Source organism: Cupriavidus sp. F041 (genome assembly GCF_057814235.1).
In genome coordinates this window covers 1,488,350-1,503,585 of record NZ_JBVASY010000001.1, presented here as the reverse complement: position 1 = coordinate 1,503,585, position 15,236 = coordinate 1,488,350, and the positions used below count along the sequence as shown (strand labels likewise).

Below are 15,236 nucleotides of genomic sequence, written 5' to 3'. Positions count from 1 at the left end.
CAATGCGTCAATGCGTCGGCGCGTCCGCATGGCGGCGCACGGCACTCGTGCGGCCTGACGGGGCTGCATGAGGTGCCATGGATCCAGGCAATCGAAGTTAGTCGTCTTCCGTATCCGCAGATCACGATCACCACCACAGGAAACTGACCGATGAAACACCTCACCCAACACCTGAAAAAGAGCTTTGGCAAAAGCCTGGTGTCGATGGCGCTGGCCACCGCCGGCCTGGCCCTGGCACCGGTACTATTGCCCGCGGGCAACGCTGCCGCGCAGACCGCCGGCGGCACCTTGTCCGGCATCGTGCAACCCGAGCCGCCGATCCTGATCAGCGCGATGAACTCGCAGGCGCCCACGCAATACATCGCCGGCAAGATCTACCAGGGCCTGCTGACCTACGGCCCCGACCTGAAGCCGCGCCCGGAACTGGCCAAGTCGTGGAAGATCTCGCCCGATGGCCTGACCTACACGTTCGAGCTGCAGAGCGGCGTGAAGTGGCATGACGGCAAGCCCTTCACCTCCGCCGACGTGGTGTTCTCGATCGACAAGATGCTGCGCGAAGTCCACGTGCGTACCCGCGCGGTGCTCAACAAGTACATGGAGTCGATCCGCGCGGTGAACGACAGCACGGTCGAGATCAAGCTCAAGGAAGCCTTTCCGCCGTTTATCTCGATGTTCGAGACCGGCACCATGCCGATGATGCCCAAGCACATCTACGACGGCACCGACTACCGCAACAACCCCGCCAACCAGAAGCCCGTCGGCACCGGCCCCTTCGTGTTCAAGGAGTGGAAGAAGGGCGCCTATATCAAGCTGGCCAAGAACCCCAACTACTGGAAGAAGGGCAAGCCCTACCTGGATGAGCTGGTCTTCTACGTGATCCCGGATTCGGCCTCGCGCGCGGTCGCCTTCGAGAAGGGCGACGTGCAGGTGCTGCGCGGCGGCGACGTCGACAACGTGGACGTCAAGCGCCTGCGCGCGCTGCCCAATGTGGAATACACCACCAAGGGCTGGGAGCTGTTCTCGCCGATGTCGAACCTGCTGATGAACACGCGCAAGCCGCCGTTCAACAACGTCAAGGTGCGCCAGGCGGTGATGCACGCGCTCAATCGCAAGATGATCGTGGACAACATCTTCTTCGGCATGGGCAAGCCGGCGGTCAGCCCGTTCGCCTCGGCCACGCTGTTCTTCGACAAGAACACCCCGGCCTACGATTTCAACCTGAAGAAGGCGCGCGAGCTGATCAAGGAGTCCGGCGTCAATGTGGGCCAGTACCCGGTCAAGATCCTGTCCTCGTCCTACGGCGCCAACTGGGACCGGCTTGACGAGTACATGAAGCAGATGCTGGAACAGCTCGGCTTCAAGGTCAGCATCGAGTCCGCCGATGCCGGCACCTGGTCCGCCCGAGTCAGCAACTGGGACTTCGACCTGACCGCCACCTACACCTATCAGTACGGCGATCCGGCGCTGGGCGTGGAACGGCTCTACGTGACCAGGAACATCGTCAAGGGTACGCCGTTCGCCAATGTGCAGGGCTACAGCAATCCGCAATCGGATGAACTGTGGGCCAAGGCCAGCATCACCATGGACGCGGCGGAGCGCCAGAAGCTCTACACCGAGGTGCAGAAGATCCTGATGACGGAGGTGGCCGCGGGCAACCTGTTCGAGCTGGAGTTCCCCACGCTGTACCGCAAGAACGTCAAGAACCTCGTGACCACCGCCATCGGCCTGAACGAGTCGTTCGACAACGTCTCCATCGAAAAGAACTGAGTACGCGAGTACGAAGCCGCCAGTAAGTTCGCGCGCCGGGCAACCTGCCTGGCGCGCGCGAGATGGTGCCGGCCAAGCCCGTCGCCGCCGCGCTCCGCCAGGATCGCGGCTATGGCACGGCCGGCCCGGGCCCAGCGTTTGCCCGTGTGGAGCATGCCGTGAATTTTCTCTCTTTCCTGCTATCCAGGCTGTGGAAGGCCCTCGTGGTCGTCCTCGGCGTGGTCATCATCAACTTCTTCCTGATCCGCATGGCGCCGGGTGACCCTGCCACCGTGCTGGCGGGCGAGGCCGGCGCAGGCGATGCCGCCTTCGTGGGCCAGTTGCGCCAGCAGTTCGGGCTAGACCAGCCGGTGCTGACGCAGCTTGGCATCTACCTGAAAGGCGTGGCCACGCTCGATCTCGGCTACTCCTATCGCAATCACCTGCCGGTGCTCGACCTGATCCTGGACCGGCTGCCCGCCACCATCGTGCTGATGAGCGGCGCCTTTGTCTTCTCCCTCGTGCTCGGCGTGTTCCTGGGCGTGGTTTCGGCGCGCACGCGCTATGAGAACAAGCGGCGCTGGATCGACAGCGCGGTGATGTCCGGCGCGCTGCTGCTGTACGCCACACCGCTGTTCTGGCTGTCGCTGATGGCCATCATCCTGTTTTCGGTGGTGCTCGGTTGGCTGCCTGCCTTCGGCATGGAAACCATCGGCGCGGGCTATACCGGCATGGCGCGCGTGCAGGACGTGGCGCTGCACATGATCCTGCCCACCATCTCGCTGGGCTGCTTTTTCCTGGCGGTGTATGTGCGCTTGACGCGGGCCTCGATGCTGGAAGTGATGGGCATGGACTTCGTCAAGACCGCGCGCGCCAAAGGCGTGCCCGCCGGGCGCGTGATCCGCGTGCATGTGCTGCGCAACGCGCTGCTGCCGGTGATCACCTTTGCCGGCATCCAGCTTGGCCAGATGGCGGGCGGCGCGGTGCTGACCGAAACCGTCTTCTCCTGGCCGGGCATCGGCCGGCTGATGTTCGATGCCCTGCTGCAGCGTGACTACCAGTTGCTGCTCGGGATCTTCTTCGTCACCTCGGCGCTGGTGGTGTTCTTTAACCTGGTGACGGACATCGTCTACCGCTTTATCGACCCGCGCATCTCGGTGGGCGGCAAGGGAGCCACGGCATGAAAGCCTTCGCACAACGTTATTGCCGCAACTACGGCGCGGTGATCGGCCTGGTCGTGCTGCTGCTGGTGGTGGCAGTGGCGCTGCTGGCGCCGATGCTGTACGAGGAGTCGCCCTGGCTGATGGTGGGCGACCCGCTGGTGCGCCCGTTTGCCGAAGCGGCCTTTCCCTTCGGCACCGACATGCTCGGGCGCGACATCACTGCCGGCATGCTGTACGGCGCGCGCGTCTCGCTGCTGGTGGGCGTGATCTCCACCGGCGTGGCGCTGGTGTTCGGCATCCTGATCGGCTCGGTGGCCGGCTATTGCGGCGGCCGCATCGACGACGCGCTGATGCGCTTCACCGAGTTCTTCCAGACCATTCCGCAACTGGCGATGGCAGTGGTGATCGTGGCGATCTTCAATCCCACCATCTATTCCATCGTGGCCGCCATCTCGGTGGTGTCGTGGCCGCCGGTCGCGCGGCTGGTGCGCGGCGAGTTCCTCACCCTCAAGCAGCGCGAGTTCGTGCAGGCCGCGGTGGTGATCGGGCAGAAGCCGCTGAGGATCATCCTCACGCAGATCCTGCCGAACGCCATGTCGCCCATCATCGTGTCGGCCTCCTTCATGGTGGCGACCGCGATCCTGACCGAGTCGGCGCTGTCCTTCCTGGGCCTGGGCGACCGCAACATGATGAGCTGGGGCTTCATGATCGGCGCGGCCCGCACCATGATCCGAGAAGCCTGGTGGATGAGCGTGTGGCCCGGCGTGGCCATCCTGCTGACGGTGCTCTCCATCAACCTGATCGGCGAAGGCCTGAACGACGCCATGAACCCGCAGCTGCGCCGCCGAGGCGAGTAAGCACAAGGAAGACGCACCATGCAAGCACCAGACAAGCTACCGCTGCTATCCGTGCGCGACCTCACCATCGCGCTGCCCGCCGGCGGCGACCGCGCGCACGCGGTGAAGGACGTGAGCTACGACCTGCACGCCGGAGAGATCCTCTGCATCGTCGGCGAGTCCGGCTCGGGCAAGTCGATGAGCGCCAACGCCATCATGGGCCTGCTGCCGCCCTACCTGAAGCCGCAGGGCGGCCGGATCCTGTTCCAGGGCAAGGACCTGCTGGCACAGGACGAGCAGACCCTGCTGTCCATGCGGGGCAAGGAAATGGCGATGGTGTTCCAGGAGCCGCTCTCGGCCCTGAATCCGGTGATGACGGTAGGCGACCAGATCGCCGAGGTCATGCGCGTGCACGACGCCTATCCGGGCGAGGCGCGTACCCGGCGTGTACTGGAGTTGCTGGCGTTCGTGGGCCTGCCCGATCCCGCTACGCTGATCCACAGCTATCCGTTCCGCCTGTCCGGCGGGCAGCGGCAGCGCGTGGTGATCGCCATGGCGCTCGCGCTGGAGCCGGCGCTGCTGATCGCCGACGAGCCCACCACGGCGCTCGACGTCACCACGCAGGCCCAGATCCTGGCGCTGATCAAGCGCATCCAGGCGGAGAAGGGCATGGGTGTGATGTTCGTCACGCATGACTTTGGCGTGGTTGCGGAGATCGCCGACCGCGTCGCGGTGATGGAGAAGGGTGTGCTGGTGGAAGTCGGGACGGTGCAGCAAGTGCTCAACCACCCGCAGCATCCCTATACCCGCCGCCTGATCGGCGCGGTGCCGCACGGACGCGCCAAGGCGCGCGACCAGCAGGCGGCCGAGATCGTGCTGGATGTGCGCGGGCTGCGCAAGACGTACTCTTCCGGCGGCGGACTGTTCAGCAAGAAGCGCGTGGTCAACGCCGTGGACGGCGTCAGCTTCAGCGTGCGGCGCGGCCAGACGCTGGGCATCGTCGGCGAATCCGGCTCGGGCAAGTCCACCATCGGCAAATGCCTGCTGAAGCTGACCGATATCGACGGCGGCGAGCTGCTGTTCGACGGGCAGGATATCGCGCGCCTGTCCGAGCGCCAGTTCCGTCCGCTGCGCAGCGACGTGCAGATGATCTTCCAGGACCCGTTCGCCTCGCTCAACCCGCGGCACACGGTGGGCCGCATCATCACCGACGGCCCGGTGGCCAACGGCGTGCCGCTGGCCAGGGCGCAGGCCAGCGGCCGCGAGCTGCTGCAGTTGGTTGGGCTGGAGGCATCCGCCTTCGACCGCTATCCCAACCAGTTCTCCGGCGGCCAGCGCCAGCGCATCGGCATCGCGCGAGCGCTGGCGCTGGAGCCGAAGCTGCTGGTGGCCGACGAATCCGTCTCCGCGCTCGATGTCTCGGTGCAGGCGCAGGTGCTGCAACTGCTGAACGACCTGCAGAAGCGGCTCAACATCGGCCTGATCTTCATTACCCACGACTTGCGGGTTGCCGCCCAGATCTGCCACCACGTCATCGTGATGCACAAGGGCAAGGTGGTGGAGTCCGGACCGCCCGGCCAGATCTTCGACGCGCCGCTGCACGACTACACGCAGCGGCTGATTGCCGCGATTCCCGGCAAGGAATGGGACCCGACGCTGATCCGCGCCGCCGCATGAAGCCGCGCGCGCCATCGAAGCGGCCCGCGTGGCGCAGGCCGCATGGCGCCGGAAGACCGCCCGCGAGCGCGCCCAGGTACTGCGCGCCAAGTGCGACCTGATGCTGGCCAATGCCAGCGACCTTGCTGGGCGGCGTGGACCGCTAAGCCGCTAAGCCTTCGCCACAACACATATCGCTTTCAGGAGCAACCGCCATGAGCAGACCCCAGGCCGTCCCCACCGTGCAGGTCGACAACGACCGCATGCTCGTCACCGAGTGGCGCTTCGCGCCGGGCGCGGAGACCGGCCATCATCGCCACGGCTACGACTACGTGGTGGTGCCGATGACCACCGGCGCACTGCGGCTGGAGACGCCGGCCGGCGAGGTCGTCAGCCAGCTCGTGGCGGGCCGCGCCTACTACCGCGGCGCGGGCGTGGAACACAACGTGATCAATGCACATGACGGCGAATGCGTGTTCGTGGAAATCGAAATCAAGCAAACCGACGCGCAGCCGCCTGCCACGGGCAGCTGAGCTGCAAGGGATCCAGGCCGGCGATAACGACAACGTGCAAGCTCAGGCAGCGTGGTGCCAGGGGTGCCACCCGGCGGCCCGGAAACCGTGAGTCTCATCTTTACAAAAAACTTCATGCGCGCCTTCTTCTCGGATAACCAACTGCTGCACCAGCCCCGCCAGTTCATGCGCGCGGGCCGCTTGTGCGAACCTACTGACGTGCCCGCCCGCGCCCACGCGCTGCAACGCGCGCTGGCCGGGCGCGGCATTGCGCTGGCCGAGCCGGTCGACTTCGGCCGCGCGCCGCTGGAGGCGGTACACAGCCCGGCGTATCTCGATTTCCTCAGCTACGCTTACGAGCGCTGGATGGCGCTGGCGCGCCCCGGCTTCGAGCCGGGCATCGAAGTGCTGCCAAATCTCTCCCCGTACTATAACGGCCGCGTGGACCAGCCGCGCCGCGTGCCGTGCCCGACCGATTCCATCATCGCGCAAGCGGGGTACTACCTCGGCGACCTGAGCGCGCCGCTCGGGCCGCATAGCTGGCGTTCCATCCTGCGCTCCGCGCACAGCGCCGTGGCTGCGGCCGGGTACGTCTGCGAGCAGCAAGACCGGCAGGGTGTCGCGTACTCGCTGTCACGCCCGTCCGGCCACCATGCGCACAGCGACCGCGCGGTGGGCTTCTGCTATGTCAACAACTCGGCCATCGCCGCTGAGACGCTGCTCAAGCGGTTCGACAAAGTAGCGGTGCTCGACGTGGACGCCCACCACGGCGACGGCACCCAGCAGATCTTCTACCAGCGCTCCGACGTGATGACGATCTCGCTGCACGCCGACCCCAGCGCGTATTACCCCTTTTATACCGGCTACGCCAACGAGCGCGGCTATGGCGCGGGCTACGGCTACAACCTGAACTTCCCGCTGCCGCACGGCACCGGGGATGCCGGCTTCCTGGGCGCGCTCGACAACGCGCTCGACGCGCTGCGCGACTACCGGCCGCAGGCGCTGGTACTGGCGCTGGGCTTTGACACCTATATCCACGACCCCATCAGCGTGTTGCGCGTCGGGATGGACGCGTACCGTGGCATCGGCGAGCGCATCAATGCGCTGGGCGTGCCCACGGTGGTGGTGCAGGAGGGCGGCTACGAGGTGGAGGCGATCGGCCCTGCGCTCGACGTTTTCCTGTCGGGCCTTGCCCCTGCGACGGCCGGGGCATGAGCAATTCGGGGCACGCAGGCGCGGCGGGCTGGTGGCGCGGAGGCCTGATCTTTCTCTGCGCGGTGGCGCTGTTCGCCACCGTGGACGCCACCGCCAAGCATCTGGTGGGCCGCCATCCCGCGCCTTTCCTCAATGCCGTGCGCTATGCCATTACCGCCACCGTGGCCATCGCCATGCTGGCGGGCTCGGGACACCTGCGCTTCTGGCGCACGCCCCACCGCGGGCTGCTGGCGCTGCGCGGCGTGATGCTGGCGCTGGTGGGCACCTGCTTCATGACCGCGCTGCTGTGGATGCCGCTGGTCGAGGCCACGGCGATCTACTTCATGTCGCCGCTGGTCATCGTCGCGCTCTCGCCGTGGCTGCTGGGCGAGAGCGTGGGACCGCGCAAGTGGGTGGCGGTGGCGGCCGGCTTCGCGGGCATGCTGCTGATCGTGCGGCCCGGCGGGCAGCTGTCGGCAGTGGGCACGGTGCTGATGGTCGCCGCGGCCGTGGCGTATGCCCTGCTGCAACTGCTGACGCGGCGCCTTGCCGGGAAGGTGGAGGCGGGCGCGCAGTACGGTTTCGCGGCGGTGATCTGCATGATTGCCACAGGGGTGCCGGCGCCGTTCTTCCTGCCCGCGGCATGGCCTGGCATGGCCGACTGGCTGGCCATTCTCGCCATGGGATTCATGAGCGCAATCGCACAGGTGCTGCTGATCCTTGCTCTGCAGCGCGCGCCGGCATCCACCGTGGCGCCGCTCAATTATTGCCACTTGCTGCTGGCGCTGGTGTACAGCGCGCTGTGGTTCGGCCGCTGGCCGGACGGTCCCGCCATGGCGGGTATCGCGCTGATCATCGCAGCCGGGCTTTCGGTGACGTTGCCGCAGCGGGCCGGGGTCCAGGCGGGAAATCGCCTTCGTTCCGCTTCCGCTGCGGAATCATCATGAGTGATTTGCAGCCGGATGGTACGGCAGCTGTCAAAGGACTGACTTCAAAGGCTTAAAGTCAAAGGCAGTTTCACCACCCCTGCGGGGCGGCGACCTACTTTTTTGTCTTGCCAAAAAAGTAGGCAAAAAAGGCGCCCCATACGGCCTGGTACACCTTCACGGCTCGCTTCGCCTCGCTTGAGGGGCTCGCTTCGCATCGCGCTGGGGTGTGGCCCGCTCGCGGGCCACACCCTTTCGTTTGCTACATCATGCGGCGCGAGAAATGCCCGGGTTCTGCTCCTGCCATCAGGTCTGCGAACTGGTCGCTGCTCATGTGGACGAGTTGCTGGTGGTCGCCTGCCTCGAAGAATACTTCCGGCTGGGCCAGCAGGCTGTCGTCGAGGTAGGTGTGCATGCCGTAGGCCATGGCGACCGGCGGTATGGCGCCGAGATCGCAATCCTTGAAGACTTCGCGGATTTCGTCTTCGTGCGCCAGTACCAGCGTGCGCCCGGTTTGCGCGCAGATGGCGGCGAGGTTGAGGTGGTGGCTGGACGGGATCACCGCGGCTACGTAGCCGATGTCATCCTCCAGCAACAGGGTCTTGGCCAGGCGATCTCCGGGAACGTGCGCAGCCTCTGCAGTGGCCATGCTGCTGAGGGTGTAGGGATGGCGGATGGTGTCGAAACGGCTGTTTCTGCTGTTGAGGCAATTTGCCAGGGTGGTAGCCAAGGCCATGATGCGTCTCCTTCGCTGTACGTGCGGTGGCCACGGGGGCGGGCCCCTGCGTTTCCTACTATAGTCCGTGCCCCCGCGGGCTGCGCTGCTATCCGCCTTGGCCGCGTTGCCTCGCGCCGCCGTCATGCCTCGTCGTCCGCTTGCGCGGGGGGTGCCTGGCGCGGCTGGGGCCACAAGGCCTGCAATTCGGTCTTGAGGAAGTTCAGCAGGTAACGCGTGGCCATGGTCTGGTAGCGGTTCGGCATGGTCAGCATATAGAGGCGGCTGCCGAACACGCTGATGTGGTAGTCCGCCAGCACGGGCAGCAAGGCGCCCGTGTCGAGCTCCGCGCCGACGGCGTAGAGCGGGAAGATGCCCAGGCCGAGATCGCCCATCACGCCGTCCTTCAGGAAGGCGAAGTTCTCGGAGCTCAGCGTCGGCTCCAGCGACACTTGCTCGCGCGCGGCGCCGCCGCCGTTGCCGCGCGTGCCGAAGGCCTTGAGCTTCTGGCCGATGGGCGAGGCGCAGACGATGGCGTGGTCCTTGAGATCAGCCAGCTCGCGCGGAGGCGGCTGCGTGGCCAGGTAGCCGGGCGATCCGCACACCACCCATTCGACCACGCCGATCTCGGTCGCCACCACGGAATCTGGTGGCGTGGAGATGATGCGCAGGGCCACTTCCACATCCTCGGACACCAGGTTGTGGATGCGGTTGTCGAACACCACGTCGAGCGTGATGTCGGGATAGCGGTGCTTGAACTTCACCAGCAGCGGCGACAGCATCGAATGCCCCAGCCCGGTGGGCACCGACAGGCGCACGTGGCCTTGCAGGCTCTTGCCCATGCTGTTGATCAGCGCGTTGGCCGCCGCCACTTCGCCCAGGATGTTGCGGCCGTGCTCATACAGGCCCGCGCCCACTGGCGTGGGTTCGACATGGCGGGTGGTACGGCGCAGCAATTGCACGCCCAGTTCTGCTTCAAGGGCCTTCAGGTGGTAGCTCACGTTGGCGCGGGTCATCTTGAGCTTGCGCGCGGCAGCCGAGAGGTTGCCGGCGTCGACGATGTCCACGAAAAGGCGCAGGGCGTTCAGGTCCATGTGGCGGGTTGGTTCCTTCGGGTGAAAACGTGCCGGCAGGCGCTGGCACGGCAGACAGTGTAGCTTTTGCGGCGGGCGGGGCCGGGCGCGGCGTCCGGCGCTATAGCGACTGCGCGACCTCCTTGAACGACTGGACGAGCTGGCTAAGCCCAGGGCTCTCCGCGTTCCTGTTCCACAGCATCCCGAGCGCGCTGAAGGCGACTTCCGGCGCCATCCGCACGCATTCCAGCAGGCCCATCGCGGCATAGTGATCGGCGACTGACCCGGACAGCACGGTCAGGTACGGCGACTCGCGCAGCAGCATCTGGATGGTGATGATGGAAGCGGTCTCGATGCGCTGCATCGGCACCGGGGTGGCGGCGTGCAGCGCGGATGTCGAGCGGGCCCAGTATCAGGTCCAGTTCGCGGCGGTTGCTCAGGTCCAGGCCAAGGTCAGTTTGTTTCATGCACTTATTGTCGCTGGAAAAACCCGTCATCAGGCCCGGTCTGCGGCGAGTTTTGAACACCATCTTTAAGCGGTTCTTTGTGCGGATCGGCTTGCGCAACCTTGCCTAATCAGGGCGCCCAGTCGAAAAGTAGTGCCCGTTTCGTGCATGAAATTGGGGTTCGAGGCATCGTCTCTCTTCTCGGCGTTATCTGATGGCAGCTTTTTGCTGCGCCCCTCCAGTTGGCGAAAAGCCGCGGCCAGCGTTACGTCGCGCGTCCGGCATCGATTCTTGATTCCTTGTAAATAATGTTTTGATTTGATCATCCGCGACCCGTTCAACTAGCATATGGGTCATCCGGCCCCCGGCAGTGGCGGCAACCGACAGGCTGAGCAACTACCCCTCAGAGGGAACATCCGCCTTTGAATGGCGGCCGTCAGTCGGCCGCTGCATGGGGAAGAGCATGAAACCACTGACAAGAAGCAGCCAGATTCGGCCCGCGGTGCCCAGTGCTCTCGGAGCCCGGCGCCGTCACCAGTTTGCTCGCCTTAAAGCCTCATTCCGCTCGGACCAGCGCTTCGCGCATGATCTTGTCGAGATGCCCTCGTGGCCACCTATGCCTGACTGTGAACGCATCGATATTGCGACCAAATTGGCGATGCTGTGTACACGGTTTTTGCCAGCGGTATCTGAGGTGCATACTCAGGGAACATTGAACGTCTTGTTGCACACCTGCGTGAAGTTAGCCGGCGCGACGCGTGGGGCGGTAGTAGCCGTTCAGGGCAATAAGCAGTGCGTAGCTGCGGTGGCAATGGCGGGCGTCGACTCAACATCGCCGAAAATGGAAGATACGGCGTCGCAACAAACCGCACTTCCTCAGTCGGTTATCCAGCATGTGTTGAACACGGGCGCGGAACTGGTACTCACAAATGCTTCGTCAGAAGCGCCATTTAAAGACGATCACTATATAACCATTCACCGCACTCGCTGGATTATCTGCCTGCCGCTGATCAAGCATGAAAAAGCTGTCGGCTCCCTTTACATTGAGAACCACCTGTCGTCGTCCGATCACGTCCCGGAAGAGATGACAGTGCTTAGGTTCTTCGCACAGCTATTGACAATTCTCCTGGAAAACTGCCGCCTGATCAAAGAATCCGATCAGTTACAACAGTCGCTCAGGAGAGCGAAAATCAATCTGGAGCACGCGTCAAGAGTCATGACATTGAGCGTTCTGCAATGTTCACTGGCACATGAACTCAGTCAGCCTCTCACAGCATTGAAAGCCAATGCCGCCGCAGCCATCCGCTGGCTGGCCCATGACCCGCCAAATCTTCATGAGGCACGCGCGTCCTTGGACAGCATTGTCTCTCAGGGGGTCAGGGCGGCGGCAGTGATAAACGGGATGCGAGATCTTCTCAAGAAGACAACGGCATCCGTTCCCGCTCGATGGCATATGAACGATCTCGTTGAAGAGACATTAACGCTGGTCAGAGGAAAAGCTTCGGAAGAGCAGATCACGATTACGGCCGATCTGAGTCCAAACCTCCCGCCCGTTACCGGCAACAAGGTCCAGCTACTGCAAGTAATCCTGAATTTGGCACTGAACGCACTGGATGCCCTAAAAGGTATTGCCGGGCGGCCCCGACTCCTCCATATAAGCTCGTGGCATTCCGGGAAGCAAGATGTCGTCGTCTCCGTACAGGATTCCGGGACAGGCCTTACTCAACAGGCAAATGAACGAATGTTCGAACCATTTTTCACGACAAAGGAGAATGGGCTTGGCATGGGCCTGATCATCTGCAATTCGATAATCAAAGCACATGGCGGAAATCTGTGGTGTGCGTCAAGCAATCTCACGGGCACGGTGTTCAATTTCTCAATACCCGCCTCTTTTATAGATAAATGCGATTTAAATTAACGCATAACCGAATTATCATGTTTAATCGCACAGATTAATTTCTTCACATTGACATCTGGACTAATGTTCTGTGGTTTGTTTTCCAAGTTCACGGACCACGTAGTCAACAAAACAGGTGATACGGGAGGCTAGCGCCGTATTGCGGTAGTAGACCGCGTTGATCGACTGGCATACATCGAGTGTTTGCTTCGTGAACAGTTGCACCAGTCGCCCGCATTGTCGATCAGCCCTTGTCATGAAGTCTGCCAAACAAACGATGCCCTGACCGGCCAGGGCCAAATTCCTAAGTACTTCGCCGCTTGACGAGGCGATTGTCGGTTCAATGCGCATGATCGTGTGGTCACTGTTGAGCAGCGGCCATTCATTGAGCGACTCCGGCTGTGTAAAGCCTAGTAGGGAATGCTGCGCGAGCTGCGCCGGTTTGGTCGGAGTACCGTGGCGTTTCAGATAGTTGGGACTCGCGAGCACGCGAAGGGAACTGGTGCCGATCGGCCGCGCATGTAGCGTGGAATCTCTCAGCGGACCGATGCGAAATGCCACATCGGTTCGCTTCTCGAGCAGATCAATAATGCCTTCGTTCGTGTTCAACTCCAGCGCCACTTCCGGATACTGACTTCGGAAGCCTTCCAAAAGGGGCACGATTGCGTGCACCATGTATGGTGTTGCTGCGTCAATCCGTAGCCGCCCGACCGGACACATTCGTCGCGCTGCCATCTGCTCTTCCGCTTCATCACCCCTGGTCAGGATGGCGCGTGCGTGTTCCAGGAACGCCGCCCCTTCCTCCGTCAGTTCCAGTCGTCGTGTGGTTCGCCGCAGGAGCGTAGTCTGTAGTTTCTCCTCAAGCCGGCTTAATGTTCGGCTGGTGGCGGACACCGTCAGATCCAGCTGTTCAGCGGCAGCCGTAATCGAGCCCGTGTCCACGACGGCCGTAAAGGCAAGCAATTCGTCGATGGTCGTTTTCATTCCTGGCATCTTATACACGTCCGGGATTGCATATGTAAATATGAGGCCGGCATTTGGCAGATATCACTTCCACATCGCCCGCGGCGACAGGTCCTGGGCCACCGCGCGCAGCAATGCGAAGCGAACCGGGAGTTGCCAGGCGAGCGCAGGGTAGTCGATGTAACCGACGGCCGTGCCGCCGAAGAAAGTGGCCGGATCGGGCGTGTTGAGCCAAGCTTAGGTTCCTTAAGCGCAATACATCAGGCAATACATCAGGCAATACATCAGGCAATACATCAGGCAGTCACCGACAAGCTAAAGACCATGGATAAGGACCAAGGGCAACGCTGGCTACAACTCTTCCTGCAGCGGCAGCAGCCGCAGCAGGCCCTGGCCGAAATGCTGGAAGACACTCATGTCGGGTTCACTGTCGTAGGTCCGCAGCAGCCCGTTGTCGCGCGTTAGCCAGACCAGCTTCGGCTCCCCGCCGGCGGGGTCTGGCTCCAGCATTACCTTGTAGGCCACATCAAGCAGCCTTTCGTCCAGCGCCGCACCAAGCTGCGTGCACAGCGCCGCGTTGTCGACCACCACGCCCATCTCTGTATTGAGCCGGGCTGAGCGCGGGTCCAGGTTGAGCGAGCCGACGAACAGCAAATTGCGGTCGACCATATAGCTCTTGGCGTGCAGGCTTGCACGGCTCTTGCTGATCAGGCTGCGGTGCCCTTCGTGCGCCATCTCCGCATAGGCCGACGGCTTGAGCTCGTAAAGCTGGATGCCTGCCGCCAGCAGCGCCTTGCGCGTGGGCGCATAGCCGGCGTGCACGGCGCTCACGTCGGTGGCCGCGAAGGAGTTGGTCAGGATACTAACGCGCACCCCGCGGCGCGCCATGCCGGTAAGCCAATCGACCGCTGTTGCGTTCGGCACGAAATACGGCGAAACCAGTGCCAGCTCCCGCCGGGCGCTATCCAACAGGTGCACCAGCTTGGGGATTGCGTGGCTGCTGTTGTCTTCGGGCGGAAGCGTGACCTTGACAGCCTGGTCCGCAATCACCGAGCCCTGCCCCCAGTAAGCGGGCACCTTGCCGCTTTCCAGCGCCTGCGCCATGCCGGAATCGAGCAATTCCCGCGCATAATCGCTGCCCCTGGCCTCGGCCGCATGTTCGTCCAGGTATCTGCGCAGGGCCTGCACCTCGGCTTGCGCGTCGGCAGGGGCCGGCATCAGGCTGGCCACGGGATAGCTCGCCGCGCCATTCCAATAATCATCGAACACGGCCGATACCTGCGGCACCACCGGGCCGCCGGCGAGCACATCGAAGTCGCTGAAGTCCGTTGCTGTACTAGCGGAGAAGTAGGGGTCGCCGATATTGCGCCCGCCCACCACCGTCAGCTGGTTATCGGCGGTCATTGATTTGTTGTGCATGCGCCGGTCCAGACGCCGGAAATCGGTGGCGAACTCCAGCCAGCGCGCGCTGCGGTTGGCGAAGGGATTGAACAGCCGCACCTCGATATTCGGATGGGCGTCGATTGCCGCCAGCTCGCGGTCCTGTCCGCTCAGGTGCAGGTCGTCGAGCAGCAGGCGCACGCGAACGCCGCGGTCGGCCGCGGCAACCACCGCTGCCAGCAAGGTCTTGCCGGTGAGGTCGCCGTCGAAGATGTAGTACTGCAGGTCAAGGCTGCGCTCGGCGCCGCGCGCCAGCGCCAGGCGTGCCACCAGCGCATCCGGCCCGGACGAAAGGGGGTAGAAGACCGATTGGCCAGGGTGCTGCGCCTGGCCGGGGGCGAGCGCCCGGCCCAGGCGCGTGCCGGCGGTGTCGGCAAGGGCTCGCGATGGCGTCCGGCCGGCCGGCTCGGGCAGGCTGGCGCAGGCCGTCAGCAGGGCGGCTGCCATTGCGCTGCCGGCAAACAGGCCGAAGCGGCGGAGCCAGCGTCCTTGCGCTTTCCCGGTGGCCACCACCTGCGCCTCATGGATTTCCTCCAGGCAATGCGACATGGTGTTTTCCCCAAATTGGCTGTGCCAATGCCCCAAGGGGGCGGCGCGTTTTGCAAGGTACCACCAGTCCGGTTGGCATGGAACTGAAAGATTCCGGGCCAGCCTGATCTCCTGGCACGC

General features: G+C 63.7%; 14 protein-coding genes. 9 read left to right on the top strand and 5 right to left on the bottom strand.

The annotated features are described in order from the left end of the window. The first annotated feature begins 150 nt into the window (after nucleotides 1-150). The 8 genes from ACZY0R_RS06850 (at nucleotide 151) to ACZY0R_RS06815 (ending at nucleotide 8,054) form a co-directional block, all read left to right on the top strand. Nucleotides 151-1,767, top strand: a complete 1,617-nt coding sequence (locus ACZY0R_RS06850) for an ABC transporter substrate-binding protein (protein WP_488857710.1) — start codon at nucleotides 151-153, stop codon at nucleotides 1,765-1,767. Nucleotides 1,768-1,925: 158 nt separating this feature from the next. Continuing rightward, nucleotides 1,926-2,930, top strand: coding sequence for an ABC transporter permease (locus ACZY0R_RS06845; RefSeq protein WP_488857709.1), 1,005 nt, complete (start codon nucleotides 1,926-1,928; stop codon nucleotides 2,928-2,930). Further along, a complete protein-coding gene (locus ACZY0R_RS06840) occupies nucleotides 2,927-3,766 on the top strand; it encodes an ABC transporter permease (RefSeq protein WP_045238557.1) in 840 nt (279 codons plus the stop codon). Before ACZY0R_RS06845 ends, ACZY0R_RS06840 begins: the two co-directional genes overlap by 4 nt. A gap of 18 nt (nucleotides 3,767-3,784) precedes the next feature. Next, complete coding sequence (locus ACZY0R_RS06835) at nucleotides 3,785-5,422, top strand: ABC transporter ATP-binding protein (protein ID WP_488857708.1); 1,638 nt, start codon at nucleotides 3,785-3,787, stop codon at nucleotides 5,420-5,422. Nucleotides 5,423-5,450: 28 nt separating this feature from the next. Continuing rightward, nucleotides 5,451-5,576 carry a hypothetical protein gene (locus ACZY0R_RS06830; RefSeq protein ID WP_488857707.1) on the top strand — a complete coding sequence of 42 codons (126 nt, stop codon included), beginning with the start codon at nucleotides 5,451-5,453 and terminating at the stop codon, nucleotides 5,574-5,576. 40 nt (nucleotides 5,577-5,616) lie between these two features. After that, complete coding sequence (locus tag ACZY0R_RS06825) at nucleotides 5,617-5,934, top strand: cupin domain-containing protein (RefSeq protein WP_488857706.1); 318 nt, start codon at nucleotides 5,617-5,619, stop codon at nucleotides 5,932-5,934. Nucleotides 5,935-6,048: 114 nt separating this feature from the next. After that, a complete protein-coding gene (locus ACZY0R_RS06820) occupies nucleotides 6,049-7,128 on the top strand; it encodes a histone deacetylase family protein (RefSeq protein WP_488859547.1) in 1,080 nt (359 codons plus the stop codon). After that, nucleotides 7,125-8,054: a DMT family transporter gene (locus ACZY0R_RS06815; RefSeq protein WP_488857705.1), complete on the top strand. Its 930-nt coding sequence runs from the start codon at nucleotides 7,125-7,127 to the stop codon at nucleotides 8,052-8,054. Before ACZY0R_RS06820 ends, ACZY0R_RS06815 begins: the two co-directional genes overlap by 4 nt. Before the next feature lie 241 nt (nucleotides 8,055-8,295). Here ACZY0R_RS06815 and ACZY0R_RS06810 read toward each other — a convergent pair whose 3' ends face one another. The 3 genes from ACZY0R_RS06810 to ACZY0R_RS06800 all read right to left on the bottom strand — a co-directional run bounded on the left by ACZY0R_RS06810 (nucleotide 8,296) and on the right by ACZY0R_RS06800 (nucleotide 10,185). Beyond that, entirely contained in the window at nucleotides 8,296-8,769 is a 474-nt protein-coding gene (locus tag ACZY0R_RS06810) for an aminoacyl-tRNA deacylase (RefSeq protein ID WP_045238562.1), read from the bottom strand. A 122-nt stretch (nucleotides 8,770-8,891) separates the two neighbouring features. After that, on the bottom strand, nucleotides 8,892-9,842 hold the full coding sequence (locus ACZY0R_RS06805; protein WP_488857704.1) for a LysR family transcriptional regulator: 951 nt from the start codon (nucleotides 9,840-9,842) through the stop codon (nucleotides 8,892-8,894). Between the two features lie 100 nt (nucleotides 9,843-9,942). Next, nucleotides 9,943-10,185, bottom strand: coding sequence for a hypothetical protein (locus tag ACZY0R_RS06800; protein ID WP_488857703.1), 243 nt, complete (start codon nucleotides 10,183-10,185; stop codon nucleotides 9,943-9,945). A gap of 545 nt (nucleotides 10,186-10,730) precedes the next feature. Here ACZY0R_RS06800 and ACZY0R_RS06795 point away from each other — a divergent pair. Next, nucleotides 10,731-12,185, top strand: coding sequence for a GAF domain-containing sensor histidine kinase (locus tag ACZY0R_RS06795; protein ID WP_488857702.1), 1,455 nt, complete (start codon nucleotides 10,731-10,733; stop codon nucleotides 12,183-12,185). Between the two features lie 60 nt (nucleotides 12,186-12,245). Here the strand turns inward: ACZY0R_RS06795 and ACZY0R_RS06790 are convergent, their stop codons facing one another. Both ACZY0R_RS06790 and ACZY0R_RS06785 read right to left on the bottom strand, forming a co-directional pair. Next, nucleotides 12,246-13,148, bottom strand: coding sequence for a LysR substrate-binding domain-containing protein (locus tag ACZY0R_RS06790; RefSeq protein WP_488857701.1), 903 nt, complete (start codon nucleotides 13,146-13,148; stop codon nucleotides 12,246-12,248). Nucleotides 13,149-13,478: 330 nt separating this feature from the next. After that, nucleotides 13,479-15,116, bottom strand: coding sequence for a phospholipase D family protein (locus ACZY0R_RS06785; protein WP_488857700.1), 1,638 nt, complete (start codon nucleotides 15,114-15,116; stop codon nucleotides 13,479-13,481). Between the last annotated feature and the right edge of the window lie 120 nt (nucleotides 15,117-15,236).

Coding starts and splice junctions, on each gene's coding strand:
- ACZY0R_RS06850 (WP_488857710.1), top strand. CDS start 151: ATGAAACACCTCACCCAACACCTGAAAAAGAGCTTTGGCAAAAGCCTG.
- ACZY0R_RS06840 (WP_045238557.1), top strand. CDS start 2,927: ATGAAAGCCTTCGCACAACGTTATTGCCGCAACTACGGCGCGGTGATC.
- ACZY0R_RS06835 (WP_488857708.1), top strand. CDS start 3,785: ATGCAAGCACCAGACAAGCTACCGCTGCTATCCGTGCGCGACCTCACC.
- ACZY0R_RS06825 (WP_488857706.1), top strand. CDS start 5,617: ATGAGCAGACCCCAGGCCGTCCCCACCGTGCAGGTCGACAACGACCGC.
- ACZY0R_RS06820 (WP_488859547.1), top strand. CDS start 6,049: ATGCGCGCCTTCTTCTCGGATAACCAACTGCTGCACCAGCCCCGCCAG.
- ACZY0R_RS06815 (WP_488857705.1), top strand. CDS start 7,125: ATGAGCAATTCGGGGCACGCAGGCGCGGCGGGCTGGTGGCGCGGAGGC.
- ACZY0R_RS06810 (WP_045238562.1), bottom strand. CDS start 8,769: ATGGCCTTGGCTACCACCCTGGCAAATTGCCTCAACAGCAGAAACAGC.
- ACZY0R_RS06805 (WP_488857704.1), bottom strand. CDS start 9,842: ATGGACCTGAACGCCCTGCGCCTTTTCGTGGACATCGTCGACGCCGGC.
- ACZY0R_RS06800 (WP_488857703.1), bottom strand. CDS start 10,185: ATGCAGCGCATCGAGACCGCTTCCATCATCACCATCCAGATGCTGCTG.
- ACZY0R_RS06795 (WP_488857702.1), top strand. CDS start 10,731: ATGAAACCACTGACAAGAAGCAGCCAGATTCGGCCCGCGGTGCCCAGT.
- ACZY0R_RS06790 (WP_488857701.1), bottom strand. CDS start 13,148: ATGAAAACGACCATCGACGAATTGCTTGCCTTTACGGCCGTCGTGGAC.
- ACZY0R_RS06785 (WP_488857700.1), bottom strand. CDS start 15,116: ATGTCGCATTGCCTGGAGGAAATCCATGAGGCGCAGGTGGTGGCCACC.